The sequence below is a fragment of the Campylobacter sp. CFSAN093246 genome, assembly GCF_012889415.1.
Taxonomy (GTDB): Bacteria; Campylobacterota; Campylobacteria; order Campylobacterales; family Campylobacteraceae; genus Campylobacter_D; species Campylobacter_D jejuni.
On the sequence record NZ_CP040613.1, the window covers coordinates 1,031,388 to 1,046,569 of the forward strand.

A 15,182-nucleotide genomic window follows, 5' to 3' on the forward strand; every position below is an offset into this window, starting at 1 on the left:
TTAAAATTTTAATTTTAAAGTAATTTAAGTTATTTTATATTATAATTCTGTCAAACAATATTTTGACTTAGAGGGGTTTTTACCCCAAAGCTAAATTAATTTAGCTTCCTTCCTAACTTTTATATTTATGAGGGATATTGAAAAATATCCCTCTAAGTCAAAAATTAATATAACTTTATTAATTCTTTATAATTATACAAGCCTTGTTTAAGCTTGTATAATATTGTTAATTTTTTAAAGTAGCTTTTTAAACTGTTCTAGAGCATCAAGTTTTTCCCAAGGATAGTCCTTTTGTCCTACTTGCCCACGAGCTGCTACATCCGCATAAAGAAAAGTTTCTTTACTTGGTTTATCCAGATGAAATTTATCACGGATCCAATTTGGCGTTAAAGAGAAATTTTGCATTACAAAATCACTTAAAACATCGTCATTTACACTGGTATTTGTGCCCATACAATCCACGCTTACCGAAGTAGGTTTTGCAACACCTATAGCATAACTAAGTTGAACTATACATTTTTTAGCAAGCCCTGCTGCAACTATGTTTTTAGCTAACCATCTACCTGCATAAAGTCCACTTCTATCAACTTTAGTATAATCTTTGCTCGATTGTGCGCCACCACCTATTGGAGAATAACCTCCAAAACTATCTACTATAAGTTTTCTTCCTGTTAAACCACTATCATGTAAAGAAGAATGATTAACATATTTACCAGTTGGATTGATTAAAATTCTAGTCTTATTAGGATCAAAAAGTTCTTTTGGTAAATTACTATCTAAGATAAGTTTCATCACTAAAGATCTTAAATCTTCTATTTTCATACTTTCAACACAAGGTGCAGAAACTACTATAGTATGAATACTTTGCGGTTTACAATTTTCAAAATTCGCCTTAGTGCCATAATCTATAGTCACTTGAGTTTTAATATCCACTCCAAGTTCATGTGGATTTGCTTTTGCATAAGCATAAACTCTATCACATAGCATTCTTGCATAACTAATAGCTGCTGGCATATATTCCTCAGCTTCACAACTTGCAAAACCAAACATAATGCCTTGATCACCTGCTCCTGTTTCGCCATCTTCTTGATCGACACCTTGGTTGATATCAGGGCTTTGTTCATTTAAAAACACCATAACATCAACCTCATCAGGATGTAAACACTGCTCTTTGCTAAAATGGCCTGCTCCGTCATAACCAATGTTTTTTAAAACATCTTTAACTAAATTATCGTAATCAGCTTTACTAAGTTTGTGATTTGACTTAACTTCGCCTCCTATCACAACCTTATTTCCTGCGACAAAAACCTCACTCGCCACCCTTGAATTTTTGTCATTTTTCAAGAGTATATCCACTATCGTATCAGCGATTATATCAGCGCACTTGTCTGGATGACCTGCACTTACGACTTCTGAAGTGAATAGATACATAAAAAGTCCTTTCATTTAAAATGAACCACAATTGTATCCAAATAAACTTATCAAAGCTTGATAAATTAAAAATTCTCTAAAATTAAGCAAAAGTTAGTTAAAATCAACTTTTGATATAAAAAATATTTAAAAGGTTTTTATGTTTTCTAAAATCATTCAAAGCTACGCTAAAGGCAACCTCATAGTTCAAATTTGCATAGGTATAGCACTAGGAATACTTATAGGCATTAGCTCTAAAGAAATATCTGAAATTGCAAATTTACTTGGAATACTTTTTACAAGTGCCTTAAAAGCTATCGCTCCTATGCTTGTTTTTATTTTAATTTTAACCTCAATTTGCACTAAAGATTTTTCTCAAAGTGGTGCTAAGATCAAAAATATTATCATTTTATATATAGTAGGCACCTTTTTTGCTTCAGCTTGTGCAGTTCTTGCTAATTTTTTCTTCCCTGTAAAGCTTGTTTTAGATGGAGTTCAAACTGCCACAAACTCATCTCCAACCCACATGAGTGATATTTTCAAAGATCTTTTATTTAAAATTGTCGATAATCCCATAAATGCTCTTTCAAGCGGAAATTATTTAGGAATTTTAACTTGGGCAATAGCTGGAGGTATAGCATTAAAACACTGTTCTAACGAAGCAAAACAAGTTTTTATAGATATCAATGAAGGGGTTTTAAAAATCGTTAAATTTGTAGTAAAACTTGCCCCTTTTGGAATTTTTGGACTTGTGGCTAATTCTGTAGCACAAACAGGAGCACAAGGTTTGCTAAGTTATGTAAAACTTTTAATTTTACTTGTAGCTACTATGCTTTTTGTTACTTTTGTTATCAATGCCTTAATAGTCTTTTTTTATACAAGAAAAAATCCTTTTCCTTTAATTTTTATCTGCTTAAGGCACAGTGCATTTTTTGCCTTTTTTACAAGAAGTTCAGCGGCAAATATTCCTGTAAATATGGCACTTTGCGCTAAACTTGGCATAGATAAAGAATTTTATGGCATTTCTATACCTTTAGGAGCTACTATCAACATGGCAGGAGCAGCAGTTACTATAGCTATTTTAAGTCTTACTGCAGCCAATACCGTTGGTATAGAAATCAGTCTTTTACAAGCCTTTTTATTAAGCATTATTGCCACCTTTGCAGCTTGTGGGGCTAGCGGAGTTGCGGGCGGATCTTTACTGCTTATACCTTTGGCTTGTTCTTTATTTAATATAGACTATGATATTGCTATGAAGGTAGTTGCCATAGGTTTTATTATAGGGGTTATTCAAGATAGTGTTGAAACTGCTTTAAATAGTTCTACAGATGTTCTTTTTACAGCAATTTGTTCTAAAAATGAATTAAATTACAATATCAAATAAGGTAAAAACATGCGTCATCTCATCACTACAAAGGATTTTAATAAAGTCGAAATTATGGAGCTTTTTAAAGAAGCAAGTGATTTCTTAGATGAAAAACCTAGGACTTTTTTTGAAGGAAAAAGCATCACGACAATTTTTTTTGAAAACTCTACACGCACCCTTTCATCTTTTGAAAGCGCTGCAAGAAGATTAGGTGCTAGGGTTTTACGCCTTGATGTTTCAAGATCAAGCTCTAGCAAAGGAGAAACTCTTTATGATACTGCTGCTAATTTAGATGCCATGAGTCCTAATGCTATTGTTGTAAGACACGCAAACTCAGGAGTTCCTTTGATATTAGCAAAGCATATGCATTGTCCAGTTGTTAATGGAGGAGATGGAAAACACGCCCATCCTACCCAAGCTTTACTCGATTTGTTTACGATTTATAATCATTTTCAAGGTAATGTTGAAGGTAAGAAAATTTGCATCGTAGGTGATATTAAAAACTCTCGTGTAGCAGCGTCCAATATAGAGCTTTTAAGTAGATTTAATCTTGATATTACCCTAGTAGCTCCACCACATTTTATGCCTAATACCCATCTTAAAAAACATTATAAGCTTGATGAGAATATCATAGCAAATTCAGATATTATCATGAGTCTTAGAACACAAACAGAAAGACATAATAAAACCGTTTATGCTTCACTTAAAGACTATGCAAATGATTTTTGCATTCAAAAAAGCTTAGTAAAGGATAAAAAGCTTATTTTACTACATCCAGGCCCTGTAAATCGCAATATTGACATAAGCGATGAAATGATGAGCAATGAAAGGACTTTAGTTTTAAAACAAGTTAAAAATGGAGTGGCTATTAGAATGGCTGTTCTTAAAAAACTCATACTAGAAAATGAAGGATAAAAAATGTTAGAATGGGATTTAAGTGCTTTATTTCACGATAAAGAAGCATTGCAAAATTTTACACAAGACCAAATCCAACAAAGTTTAAATTTTAAAAAAAACTATGAAAATAAACTTTATACATTAAATGCTAATGAGTTTTTACAAGCTTTAAAAGATTATGAAAATTTAAATCAAGCCCTTGGCAAAATCATGACTTATGCTTATTTGCTTTTTGCTAAAAACACTCAAAATGGTTCTTTTTATGCACAATACGAAGAAGAATGCAAAAAAATAGAAGAAAATTTACTCTTTTTCGAGCTTGAATTTTGCGAGTTAGCTCCTGAGAAAAGTCGAGAATTTACAACTTTTTGCAAAGATTATGATTTTTATCTTTCTAATTTATTGCAAAACAAACGCTATAATCTTAGCAAAAACGAAGAACGCATTATGCTTTATCTTTCCAATACAGGTGCAAATGCTTTTAGTAGACTTTTTGATGAAAGTATGAGTGCTTTAAAAATCCCTTTTGAAGGTAAAAAACTTAGCGAAGAAGAAATTCTAAGCAAAATGTATGATGAAAATAGAAAGATACGCAAAAAAGCTGCTAAAAAATTCAGTAAAGTCTTACAAAAAAATAGCAGACTTTTAAGTTTTATTATCAATATGATAAAAACAGAAAGAAAAAATATAAGCTTATTAAGAGGTTATGAAAATGCTGAAATTTCAAGACATATCAGCAATCAAATTTCACAAAAAAGCGTTGATTCTTTGATAGCAAGTGCGCAAAAACATTTTAACTTAGTATCGCAATTTTACAAAAGAAAAAAACAAATTTTAGGCTATGATGAGCTTAAAGACTATGACAGATATGCACCCATAGGAAAAGAAGCAAGTTTTGATTTTAAAACAAGTAAAAATATTGTTTTAGAGGCATTTCAAGCTTTTTCTCCTCAATTTTATGATATAGCAAAAAATGCTTTTGATCAAGGTTGGATTGATGTTTATCCGCAAGAAAATAAACAAGGGGGTGCTTTTTCGCATTCTGCAACTTCTGATGCACATCCTTTTGTTTTATTAAACTACACCAATAAAAGACGCGATCTTTTTACACTTGCACATGAATTAGGACACACTATCCATCAAAAACTTTCTTATAATGTAAGCTATTTAAATCAAAATACACCTTTAACCACCGCAGAAACAGCTTCAGTTTTTGCTGAAATGCTCGTATTTGATTTTATTAAAGATAAGTTAAAAAAAGAAGAACTCTTATCTTTATATGCAAATAAAATCGAAGATATTTTTGCAACTTTTTATAGACAAATTAATTTTACTTGTTTTGAAAGACGCTTACATGCTCAAGAAAATGAACTTAGCACTGAAGAAATCAATAAAATTTGGATGGAAGAATCTCAAAAGATGTTTCAAGACAGCGTAAAACTTACAAAAAATTATGCTTCTTGGTGGAGTTATATTCCTCATTTTATCCATTCTCCTTTTTACTGCTATGCTTATGCTTATGCACAACTTTTAGTTTTAGCTCTTTATGGACTTTACAAAAGTAAAAAATGTGAAAATTTTAAAGAACTTTATATCAAAATGCTTTCTTTAGGTGGAAGCGTGAGTCCAAAAGAACTAGTAGGAATGTTTGGATTTGATATAGAAGATGAAAATTTTTGGGAAATAGGCATAAAAGAAATTCAAAAACTCATCAATGAATTCATGGAGTTACAATCATGCTAGAAACAATCTTAAAAAATGAAAATTTTATCCATACCATGCAAAAGCATTGTTATGAAGTTATTTCACACCTTATAGAAGAAAATATAGAATTTTCCATAGTTGCAAATACAAATTTCATAGATTTTAACCCTGAACTTCCCAAAGAGCTTGATATTAAACAAAATCCTTATGCTCTTTTTGCTCTTGGAGGATACACCTTTGAATCCATACAACTAAATAAAGATTTCATTCAATTTCACGCAGGTTTTGGAAATGATGATTTTGATAGTTTTGTAAAGGTTGATTTAGGAGCTATCACGCAAATTCAAGTAGAAAATAGCATTTTATTCGTTAATTTTAGTCTTTATAAACGTGAAGATAGCAAAAATTTACAAAAATCTAAAAATATATTTTTAAATAATCCAAAAAATAAAGATATTTTCAAAAAATGAATCTATTTGAAGATTTAAATGATAGTCAAAAACAAGCGGTAAGCCACATTGATGGAGCCATGCTTATCCTAGCAGGCGCAGGTAGTGGAAAAACCAAAACTATCACCACTCGTCTTGCTTATCTTATCGGTGAAGTAGGCATCCCCTCACATAACACTCTTACTCTTACTTTTACAAATAAAGCAGCTAGTGTTATGCGTCATAGAGCATTAAATTTTCTACAAGGCAATCACAATCCTTTGCTTTGCACCTTTCATAAATTTGGACTTTTATTTTTAAAACTCCATTTTGAAAGATTGGAGCGTAAAAATAGTTTTATTGTTATCGATACAGATGATACAAAAAAAATAATTAAAGACTTAATCCATGATAAAAACAAAGATAATGTCTATGATATTATCCAATACATATCTTATTGCAAAAATGAAGGCAAAAGAGTAAGTAATGTCTTTGAAGATTTAAATTTACTAAAAGAACATAATTTTGAAAAATATCAAAATGAATACAAATTTGCCAACTATTACCGTGCTTATGAAGAATACTTATTAAAACAAAATTTTGTAGATTTTGATGATCTTTTATTGCTAAGCAATCTCATTTTAGAAAATGATATAAATTTTGCCAAAGAACAAAGCTTACTTTATAATTACATTACAGTTGATGAGTATCAAGATACTAATACCTTGCAATATAAAATTCTAAAAAATCTATGTTGTATGCATGAAAATATCACAGTTGTTGGTGATGATGATCAAAGTATTTATAGTTGGCGTGGAGCAAAAATTGAAAATATTTTAAATTTTCAAAATGATTTTAAAAATGTTAAACTTGTAAAACTTGAACAAAACTATCGTTCAGTAGGGACTATTTTACAAGCAGCAAATAATCTCATATCTCACAATGAGCAACGACTTGGAAAAACTTTAATCTGCACTAAAGATACTGGGGAAAATATTAAAATATTAAAAAACGAAAACGAAAAAGATGAAGGTTTATATATCGCTCAAGAAGTGAAAAAATTGCTAAATTCTGGAGTAGAAGCTAAAGAGATCGCCATTTTATTTCGAGTTAATGCACTATCAAGAGCAATAGAAGAAGCATTTATGAAGAAACAAATTTCTTATAAACTACTTAGTGGTATGCGTTTTTATGAGAGATTAGAAATAAAAGATTTAATCTCGTATCTTAGACTTATCTTAAATCCAAGCGATGATTTGTCGTTTAAACGTATTATTAATCGCCCCAAAAGATCCATAGGAGAAAAAGCCCTAAAAAATTTAGAAGAATATGCAAAAAAACGTCAAATTTCACTTTTTGATGCCCTATGCGAAAGCGATGGTGGTGTAGGAATTTTAACAACAAAAAAAGCACAAAATGAAGCAAATATTTTTATACAAAATATTCACACTCTAAAAAGCTACGATAATGCAAAAAAGGTTTTTGACAATATAGAAGAATTATTTAAAATCAAAGATTATTTTTCAGAGCAAGATGATGGAGATGAAAGAATCAGAAATCTTGATGAGTTTTATGCTAATCTAAGAGAAAAACTCAAAGAAGATCCCGAAGCTTCTTTAGAAGATCTACTTAGTGAAATTTCTTTATTAAGTGATCAAGATAATTTAGATGAAGAATGTGTTTGCTTGATGAGTATTCATGCTAGCAAAGGTTTGGAATTTGATTATGTTTTTATAATAGGCTTTGATGAAGGATTTTTTCCTTTAAATAGCGAAGAAAATCTCGAAGAAGAACGCCGTCTTGCTTATGTTGCCATCACTCGCGCCAAGAAATTTCTCACAATAAGTGTTGCAAATTCTCGTTTTTATCATGGTTCAAGAGCAAATATCAATCCTAGTCGCTTCTTAGAAGAAAGTAAATTAATCAATGAAAAATCAAAAAATCAAAATATACAAAAAACTAGTTTTTGCAAAGGAGATCTAGTTAAACATAAAATTTTTGGCATTGGCAGGGTTGTTGAAGTTAATAAAAGCGGAAAAGAGGAAAAGCTTAATATTAATTTTGGTGGTATAATGCGTGTAATCATGGCAAGCTTTGTGGAAAAAGCAGTATGAACAAGATCTTTGCAGCCTTTAAACCAAGGGGTTTGAGTTCTAATGCCTTTTTAAGTACTTTAAAGAAAAAATATAAAAATAAAAAAGCAGGATATTCTGGCACTCTTGATCCTTTCGCCAAAGGGGTTTTAATCGTTGCATTTGGACAATATACAAAACTTTTCCGTTTTTTAAAAAAAACTCCAAAAACCTATAAAGCTACTTTATGGCTTGGAGTTTACTCCTTAAGTCTTGATGATCAAAATATAAAAGAAATTAAAAATATAAAAGAATTTGATCTTCCAAATTTACAACAAATCATTGATCAAATGCAAGGAATTATCTCCTATACACCACCGCAATTTAGCGCCAAAAGAATCAATGGAACTCGCGCCTATGAACTTGCAAAAAAAGGTATAGAAGTAAATTTAAAACCTTGCCAAATGGAAGTATTTGATTGCAAGATCTTAAGCTATAATCATCCTTTTTTAAATATTGAAATCACAGTCAGTGAAGGTGCTTATATAAGATCTTATTGTGAACTTTTTGCTAGAAAACTAGGTATTAATGCGACTTTAAGCTCTTTAGAGCGCATTAAAGAAGGCAAATTTGTTTATAATAATGAGAAAAGCTTAAATGTGTTAAAATACATTAACCTAAAGCCAAATTTTATCAAGGATTTAAATAAACTCGAAAATGGTGCTAAAATTTTTGTCGAAGAATTAGAATTTCATGATGAAGGAGATTATTATATTGAAACAGAAAAATATTTTAGCATAATTAATATTAAAGAAAATACAGTAAAATATCTTCTAAATAAGGTTGAAAAATGTTAATATTATCAAGAAAAGAAAATGAAAGTATAATTATCGGAGAAGGTATAGAAATCAAAGTCGTTCAAACAGGGAAAGGATATGCCAAAATAGGCATAGAAGCTCCAAAATCCCTTATGATACTTAGAAAAGAACTTGTTCAACAAGTAAAGGATGAAAATTTGCATTCTGTTGTTCAGAATGATATTAAACTTGATGACTTAAGCAAAAAACTAATCAAATGAAAGCTTACGCTAAAGCAAATATTTTTTTAAAACTTACCGGTTTTGACTCAAGAAAATATCATCTTTTAGAATCACGATTTATACTTTTAAAAGATGTTTTTGATGAGCTTGAGCTTGTTGACAAAGAATCAGATTCTAAAAAAGAATTTGAAATCATTAGTAATTTTAAATGCGAAAATAATATTATTCAAAAGGCTTATTTGCTACTTTCTAGAAGATATAATAACGAATTAAAAGAATTATTTAGCAAAAAAAGTCTAAAACTCACAAAAAATATCCCAGTATGTGCTGGGCTTGGTGGTGGAAGTAGCGATTGTGCGAGTTTTTTACTACTAATAAATGAAACCCTAAATTTAAAATTAAACCTACAAGAACTTATAAATTTAAGCATACAACTAGGAAGTGATATTGCCTTTTTTTTAAGTGGCTTTCACTCTGCTAATGTAAGTAGCTGTGGCGAAATTATAGAAGAATTTGAAGATGACATACCTAATTTAAAATGGACTTTTCCACAAATATCTTGCCAAACTAAAGCTGTTTATGATGAATTTGATAGAGGAATATTTGACTTTCAAAAAAACAATAATCAAGCGCAAATCTACAAAAAACTCAGCACAAAAGAGTTGTTACAAAACTTTAAAAACAAAGAATTAAATGATTTATTTACTCCTTGTGCAACTTTATATCCTAAAATGAAGTCTTACTTGCAAGAAGATTTTTTTCTAAGCGGTAGCGGTAGTAGTGTTTTTAAGGTTGATCGATGAAAATTATTGCGAGAAATAAAAAAGCTTTATTTGATTATAGCATCATAGAACGCTTTGAAGCCGGAATTGTCCTTAAAGGAAGTGAAGTTGTAGCCTTAAGAGCAGGAAGAGCAAATCTTAAAGACTCTTTTGTTCGCATTATAAAAAATGAGATTTTTTTACTTAATTCTCATATTTCATTGCTTCATACTACACATTCTTTCTATAAACACGAAGAAAGAGGTGCTAGAAAGCTTTTAATGCATAGAAAGCAAATTGATAAATTATTAGGTAAAGTAAGTATAGAAGGATATACTATCGTTGCATTAGATCTTTATTTTAACACAAAAAATAAAGTAAAAGCTACCCTTGCTTTAGCTAAAGGGAAAAATTTGCACGACAAGCGTGAAACTTTAAAGAAAAAGCAAGCCGATTTAGAAGCTAGAGCTGCTATGAAAAATTACAAATAAAGGAAAATAAATGAAAAAAATTTCAGCCCTATTTTTAATAAGTTTAGCATTTTTTCTTAATGCTTGCTCCAAGGAAGAAGAAATTCAAAATGATTTTATGTTTGAAGAGTATCACAAAGGAGATAAAATAGTCTTAAATAGTGTAAATGGTGGAAGCAAAACTTTAATAAGAACAGATAAAGGTTTTGTGGTGGAAGGAGAGGAAGGAAAAGTTCTAATGTTTGATTTTTTTGGCACTTTTTGCACCCCATGTAAAGAAGAAGCTTTAGATCTTAGCAAACTTTGGAAAAATAATTCTAGCAAATTTATCATTATAGGACTTACACATTTTGAAGATGTTAGCGATGAAACAGTTAAAAAATTCGCGGGTGATTATGGTGCTTACTATTTTCTAAGCAATGGCAGCTCTAATGATCGTATTATTGCTCAAATTTTAAAAGATATAGACTATCAAAATATGGAGCAACTTCCTTTTAAAGTTGTTTTAAAAAATGGAATTTATCAAAAAATAAGCGATTACTGGAATAATAATACTCCAACAAATTTTTATCTTGGTAAAATTCCAACAGAACTCATGCAAGAAGATTTAAATAAAATCTACAAAGGAAAATAATGCCAAAAACCCAAACTCTAGAGCAAACAAAACTTAGTGAACCAAAAATGTATAAAGTTATACTCTTAAATGATGATGTAACAACCATGGATTTTGTCATAGAAATTTTGATGAATATTTTTCATCAAAACCTTGAGAAAGCAAGTCAAACAATGTTAGAAATTCATCACAATGGTTCTGGAATTTGTGGCATTTACACCCAGGAAATAGCTCTTTCAAAACAAAAAAAAGTTATGGATGCGGCTAAACTTGCTAATTTTCCACTACAAGCAAAGGTGGAAGAAGAATGAAATACCAAGAAAATTTACAAAAATATCTTGATAATGCCAAAAATCTAAGCTTAATAAATCACCATGAATTTGTTACCTGTGAGCATGTACTGTTTGCATTACTAAAACTAAGCACTGATTTTAAGGATATATTTGAAGAATTTTCAGATGGAGATCTTGAACTTCTAGAAACTGAATTAAAAAATTACATTTCTCAAAACAATCAAGTTATTAAACAAGAAATAGAACCTACAATATCTGTTGTTTTAGATGAAATCTTACTTTCATCTAAAAATAAAAATAATGAAATTAAAATTATAGATTTTTTAGAAAAGCTCATACAGGATTCAAGAAGTTATTCTAGCTATCTCTTAAAAAAACACAACATAAATCTTAACAAAATTCAAGAACTTCAAAATCATGAAAATATACAAAATTTAAACAACCACACAAGTGATTTAACACTTTTAGCTCAAAATGGCAAAATTGATCCTTTAATAGGAAGAAAATTTGAACTTGAAAGAATGATGCAAATTCTTTCACGTCGCAAGAAAAATAATCCTATTTTAGTAGGAGAAGCAGGAGTTGGAAAAACAGCCATTGTAGAGGGATTAGCATTGGCTATTGCGGAAAAAAAGGTGCCTAAAAACTTACAAAATGCAAAAATTTTTAGTCTTGATATGGCTAGTATACTTGCGGGAACAAAATACCGTGGAGATTTTGAGAAAAGAATTAAAGAAATTTTAAGTGAACTTGAGAAAATACCCAATGCTATTTTATTTATTGATGAAATTCACACTATAGTAGGAGCTGGAAGCACAGGAGAATCTCATACTGATTTTTCCAATCTTTTAAAACCAGCTCTAAGCAATGGAACTTTAAAATGCATAGGTGCAACAACTTTTATGGAATATAAAAATACTTTTGATAAAAATAAACCCCTAAGTCGCCGTTTTGCTAAAATAAATGTAGATGAACCAAGCCAAGAAGAAAGCTTGCAAATTCTTAAAGGATTAAAAAACAAATATGAAGAATTTCATCATATCAAATTAAACGATGAAATTCTTCAATATGCTGTAATTTGGGGTAAAAAATTTTTTAATGATAAATTTTTACCTGATAGCGCTATAGATCTGATCGATGAACTTGGCGCTTCTTTTGCTTTAAATCCAAGAGCTAAAAAAAATGCCAATTTAAAAGATTTAGAAAATGTTTTAGCAAAAATGACCCACCATCACAAAATGTTTGAATTCGATCAAAATAAAGCTTTAATGAACTTAAAAACAAATTTAAAAGCAAAAATTTTTGGCCAAGATGAAGTTATAGATAGCCTTGTTTCATCACTTAAGCAAAGTTTCGCAGGATTTAAAAATTCCAATACACCACGCGGAGTGTTTTTGTTTACTGGATCAAGTGGAGTTGGAAAAACAGAACTTTGCAAAGCTTTAGCTGAATTTTTAGGTTTAAATTTAGAACGCTTTGATATGAGTGAATATGCAGAAAAACATGCTATAAGTAAACTAATAGGATCTCCAGCTGGATATATAGGTTTTGAAGAGGGTGGACTTTTAAGCAATGCTATTCGCAAAAATCCTTTCAGTCTTGTTCTTTTTGACGAAATAGAAAAGGCTCATCCTGATTTAAGCAATACCTTTTTACAGATTTTTGACAATGCTGAACTCACCGACAATAGTGGTCTTAAAGTAGATTTTAAAAATACAATCATTATTATGACATCTAATCTAGGACTTAAAGAAAGCAATGAGCTTGGTTTTTTAAGTAAAAATGAAGAAAAAAGTAATCGTGCTATCAAAGACTTTTTTGCTCCAGAATTTATTAATCGCATTGATAAAATTTTACATTTTAATGATTTAAACGATGCTATACTTGTTAAAATTATCGAAAAAGAACTTGACGAAATTTCTAAAAATTTAAATAATATAAAATTATCAGTGGATGATAAAGCTAAAATTTATTTAGCTAAAAAAGCCTATAATAAAGAATTTGGAGTAAGGCTTTTAAAACGCATAATTTCTGAGGAAATAGGAGAAAAAATCAGTGATGAAATTTTATTTGGAAAGCTTAAAAAAGGTGGTATAGCTAAAATCAAACTTGGTAAAAATGAAAAGCTCGAATTTATATTCTAAATTACTCAATGCGCCTAAAAATGCTCCTGTATTTTTAAGTCAAAATTTAGAAGCTGATTTTATTGTAAAAGCTTATACTTTTGGTCTATTCCCATGGACAAGTAAACCTGTAACTTGGTGGTGTCCAGATCCTAGATGCATTTTAATTCCAAATCAAATTCACATCCAAAAAAATATGAAAAAATTTATTAATCTCTATCAAATTAAACTTGATTATGATTTTTTAAAATTAATTACATTATGTCGCGATACACGCTCTCAAAGCTGGATAGATGATGAATTTATTACCACTTATTATAAGTTATTTACCCAAGGCTATGCGCATAGCCTTGAACTTTATGAAAATAATGAACTTATAGGTGGAATTTATGGTTTAATTTTAGGCAAGGTTTTCTTTGGTGAAAGCATGGTAAGCATTAAAAAAAATGCATCTAAAGTTGCCATGATTAAACTTTGTGATTTATTAAAACCTTATGATTTTATCATAGATTGTCAAGTTTATAACCAACATTTAGAATTTATGGGTGCTCATAATATTTCTAGGAAAGAATTTTTAAATATTTTAAAAGAAAAATGCAATCAAGAAAGTGGTTTTAAAAATTTTAAAGATTTAATTACTTAAAAATAAGCGTGAAAATCACGCTTATGACATCGCTTTAGCAACTTCAGCAGAGCTTTCACGAATTTTCTCCATACACTCTCTTGCTTCTTTTGCAAGTTCAACACTCTGATTAACATCCTCTAAACCGCTTTTAATACTCTCAACCACTTGTGATGTAACATTGCGAATAGAATTAATCGTAGTGGTAATTTCATTAACCGAATGCCCTGTTCTTTCAGCTAAATTTCTTACTTCATCAGCAACAACAGCAAAACCTCTACCATGTTCACCAGCACGTGCTGCCTCAATAGCAGCATTTAAAGCAAGCAGATTAGTCTGATCAGCAATATCACTAATAGTTTGAATAATAGATTTAATTTCATCTGATTGTTGATTTAAAGAGGAAACAAGATTTGAACTTTGAGACATCATATCAGCAATATTCTGAACATTTGAAACAGTGTTTTCAATTACACGATCTCCATCTTGAGTAAGATTATCATTTTTTTCTGCAAGTTCGCTTATGAGACGAAGTTTTTCTTGATCTTTTTTAACTTGTTCGCTTATATCTGTAGCAAATTTAATAACCTTGTAAATTTTTCCATCATCATTTTTAACCGGATTATAACTTGCTTCAAGGTATACTTTTTTATTATTTCTTCCGTATCTTATATATTTACCTGATTGAAATTTACCCTCTCTTAAATCTTCCCAAAATTGAACATAGTCCTTAGAGTGTCTATAATTAGAATCACAGAACATACTATGATGCTTTCCTTTAATCTCATCAATATTAAAATCCATAGCTCTTAAAAAATTTTCATTAGCCGTAATAATAGTCCCATCAGGTTTAAATTCAATAATAGCCATAGAACGATTAGCAGCAGCAATAGTATTTCTAAGATCAAGCATTTCATAATGTCTTTGAGTTATATCATTGGCAAATTTAATAATTTTATAAACATAACCATTATTATCACTAATTGGAAGATAATTTGCTTCTAAATAAACATCTATCCCTCCCTTAGCTATACGTCTAAAAAGACCACTTCTAGCTTTTCCATCTCTTAAATCTTTCCAAAAATCACTATATGCTGAAGAATTAACAACTTCAGGCAAACAAAACATACTATGATGCTTACCCTTGATCTCTGAAAGGGAGTATTTCATAGTTGTTAAAAAATTTTGATTTGCCTCTAAAATAACGCCATCGGTAGTAAATTCAATTACCGCCATGGTATTCCCAATAGATCTTAAAATATCTCCTAAACCATTACATTTTTCAAGTTGTTCAATTATTTTAGTATTATTTTTCTTAGCACCAAACATAAAACTCACCTTTTTAATAATAAATTATTTTAAAATTATATCATATTTATATAGT

General features: G+C 29.9%; 15 protein-coding genes. 13 read left to right on the top strand and 2 right to left on the bottom strand.

Annotated features, from left to right (window positions below; genetic code table 11):
* Nucleotides 1-234: 234 nt before the first annotated feature.
* Complete coding sequence (gene metK / locus FBE87_RS05360; RefSeq protein ID WP_002852836.1) at nucleotides 235-1,431, bottom strand: methionine adenosyltransferase; 1,197 nt, start codon at nucleotides 1,429-1,431, stop codon at nucleotides 235-237.
* 139 nt (nucleotides 1,432-1,570) lie between these two features.
* Here metK and sstT point away from each other — a divergent pair, with 139 nt between their 5' ends.
* From sstT to aat, 13 genes are read left to right on the top strand one after another with little or no spacing between them, the layout of a single operon-like run.
* Nucleotides 1,571-2,794 (top strand): serine/threonine transporter SstT, encoded by a 1,224-nt coding sequence (gene sstT / locus FBE87_RS05365; RefSeq protein WP_002858067.1) that lies wholly within the window; start codon nucleotides 1,571-1,573, stop codon nucleotides 2,792-2,794.
* Between the two features lie 9 nt (nucleotides 2,795-2,803).
* Complete coding sequence (locus FBE87_RS05370) at nucleotides 2,804-3,691, top strand: aspartate carbamoyltransferase catalytic subunit (RefSeq protein WP_100626278.1); 888 nt, start codon at nucleotides 2,804-2,806, stop codon at nucleotides 3,689-3,691.
* A gap of 3 nt (nucleotides 3,692-3,694) precedes the next feature.
* The gene (locus FBE87_RS05375; RefSeq protein ID WP_002858266.1) at nucleotides 3,695-5,416 is read left to right on the top strand and encodes a M3 family oligoendopeptidase; all 1,722 of its coding nucleotides are present in this window, start codon (nucleotides 3,695-3,697) and stop codon (nucleotides 5,414-5,416) included.
* Entirely contained in the window at nucleotides 5,410-5,847 is a 438-nt protein-coding gene (locus FBE87_RS05380; RefSeq protein ID WP_002852822.1) for a hypothetical protein, read from the top strand. Before FBE87_RS05375 ends, FBE87_RS05380 begins: the two co-directional genes overlap by 7 nt.
* The gene (locus FBE87_RS05385) at nucleotides 5,844-7,919 is read left to right on the top strand and encodes a 3'-5' exonuclease (protein WP_002878810.1); all 2,076 of its coding nucleotides are present in this window, start codon (nucleotides 5,844-5,846) and stop codon (nucleotides 7,917-7,919) included. The genes FBE87_RS05380 and FBE87_RS05385 overlap by 4 nt, the downstream gene beginning before the upstream one ends.
* On the top strand, nucleotides 7,916-8,734 hold the full coding sequence (gene truB / locus FBE87_RS05390; protein ID WP_002868623.1) for a tRNA pseudouridine(55) synthase TruB: 819 nt from the start codon (nucleotides 7,916-7,918) through the stop codon (nucleotides 8,732-8,734). The genes FBE87_RS05385 and truB overlap by 4 nt, the downstream gene beginning before the upstream one ends.
* Nucleotides 8,728-8,955 carry a carbon storage regulator CsrA gene (gene csrA, locus FBE87_RS05395; RefSeq protein ID WP_002852854.1) on the top strand — a complete coding sequence of 76 codons (228 nt, stop codon included), beginning with the start codon at nucleotides 8,728-8,730 and terminating at the stop codon, nucleotides 8,953-8,955. The genes truB and csrA overlap by 7 nt, the downstream gene beginning before the upstream one ends.
* A complete protein-coding gene (locus FBE87_RS05400; protein WP_002859130.1) occupies nucleotides 8,952-9,719 on the top strand; it encodes a 4-(cytidine 5'-diphospho)-2-C-methyl-D-erythritol kinase in 768 nt (255 codons plus the stop codon). Before csrA ends, FBE87_RS05400 begins: the two co-directional genes overlap by 4 nt.
* Nucleotides 9,716-10,168: an SsrA-binding protein SmpB gene (gene smpB, locus FBE87_RS05405; protein WP_002852861.1), complete on the top strand. Its 453-nt coding sequence runs from the start codon at nucleotides 9,716-9,718 to the stop codon at nucleotides 10,166-10,168. Before FBE87_RS05400 ends, smpB begins: the two co-directional genes overlap by 4 nt.
* A gap of 10 nt (nucleotides 10,169-10,178) precedes the next feature.
* Nucleotides 10,179-10,781, top strand: a complete 603-nt coding sequence (locus FBE87_RS05410) for a TlpA disulfide reductase family protein (protein WP_002852711.1) — start codon at nucleotides 10,179-10,181, stop codon at nucleotides 10,779-10,781.
* Entirely contained in the window at nucleotides 10,781-11,071 is a 291-nt protein-coding gene (locus tag FBE87_RS05415) for an ATP-dependent Clp protease adaptor ClpS (RefSeq protein WP_002852892.1), read from the top strand. The genes FBE87_RS05410 and FBE87_RS05415 overlap by 1 nt, the downstream gene beginning before the upstream one ends.
* The gene (locus FBE87_RS05420; RefSeq protein ID WP_002852743.1) at nucleotides 11,068-13,197 is read left to right on the top strand and encodes an AAA family ATPase; all 2,130 of its coding nucleotides are present in this window, start codon (nucleotides 11,068-11,070) and stop codon (nucleotides 13,195-13,197) included. Before FBE87_RS05415 ends, FBE87_RS05420 begins: the two co-directional genes overlap by 4 nt.
* Nucleotides 13,172-13,819 (top strand): leucyl/phenylalanyl-tRNA--protein transferase, encoded by a 648-nt coding sequence (aat, locus tag FBE87_RS05425; protein WP_002852895.1) that lies wholly within the window; start codon nucleotides 13,172-13,174, stop codon nucleotides 13,817-13,819. The genes FBE87_RS05420 and aat overlap by 26 nt, the downstream gene beginning before the upstream one ends.
* 21 nt (nucleotides 13,820-13,840) lie before the next feature.
* Here the strand turns inward: aat and cetZ are convergent, their stop codons facing one another.
* Entirely contained in the window at nucleotides 13,841-15,127 is a 1,287-nt protein-coding gene (gene cetZ, locus FBE87_RS05430) for an energy taxis response protein CetZ (protein WP_100626276.1), read from the bottom strand.
* Between the last annotated feature and the right edge of the window lie 55 nt (nucleotides 15,128-15,182).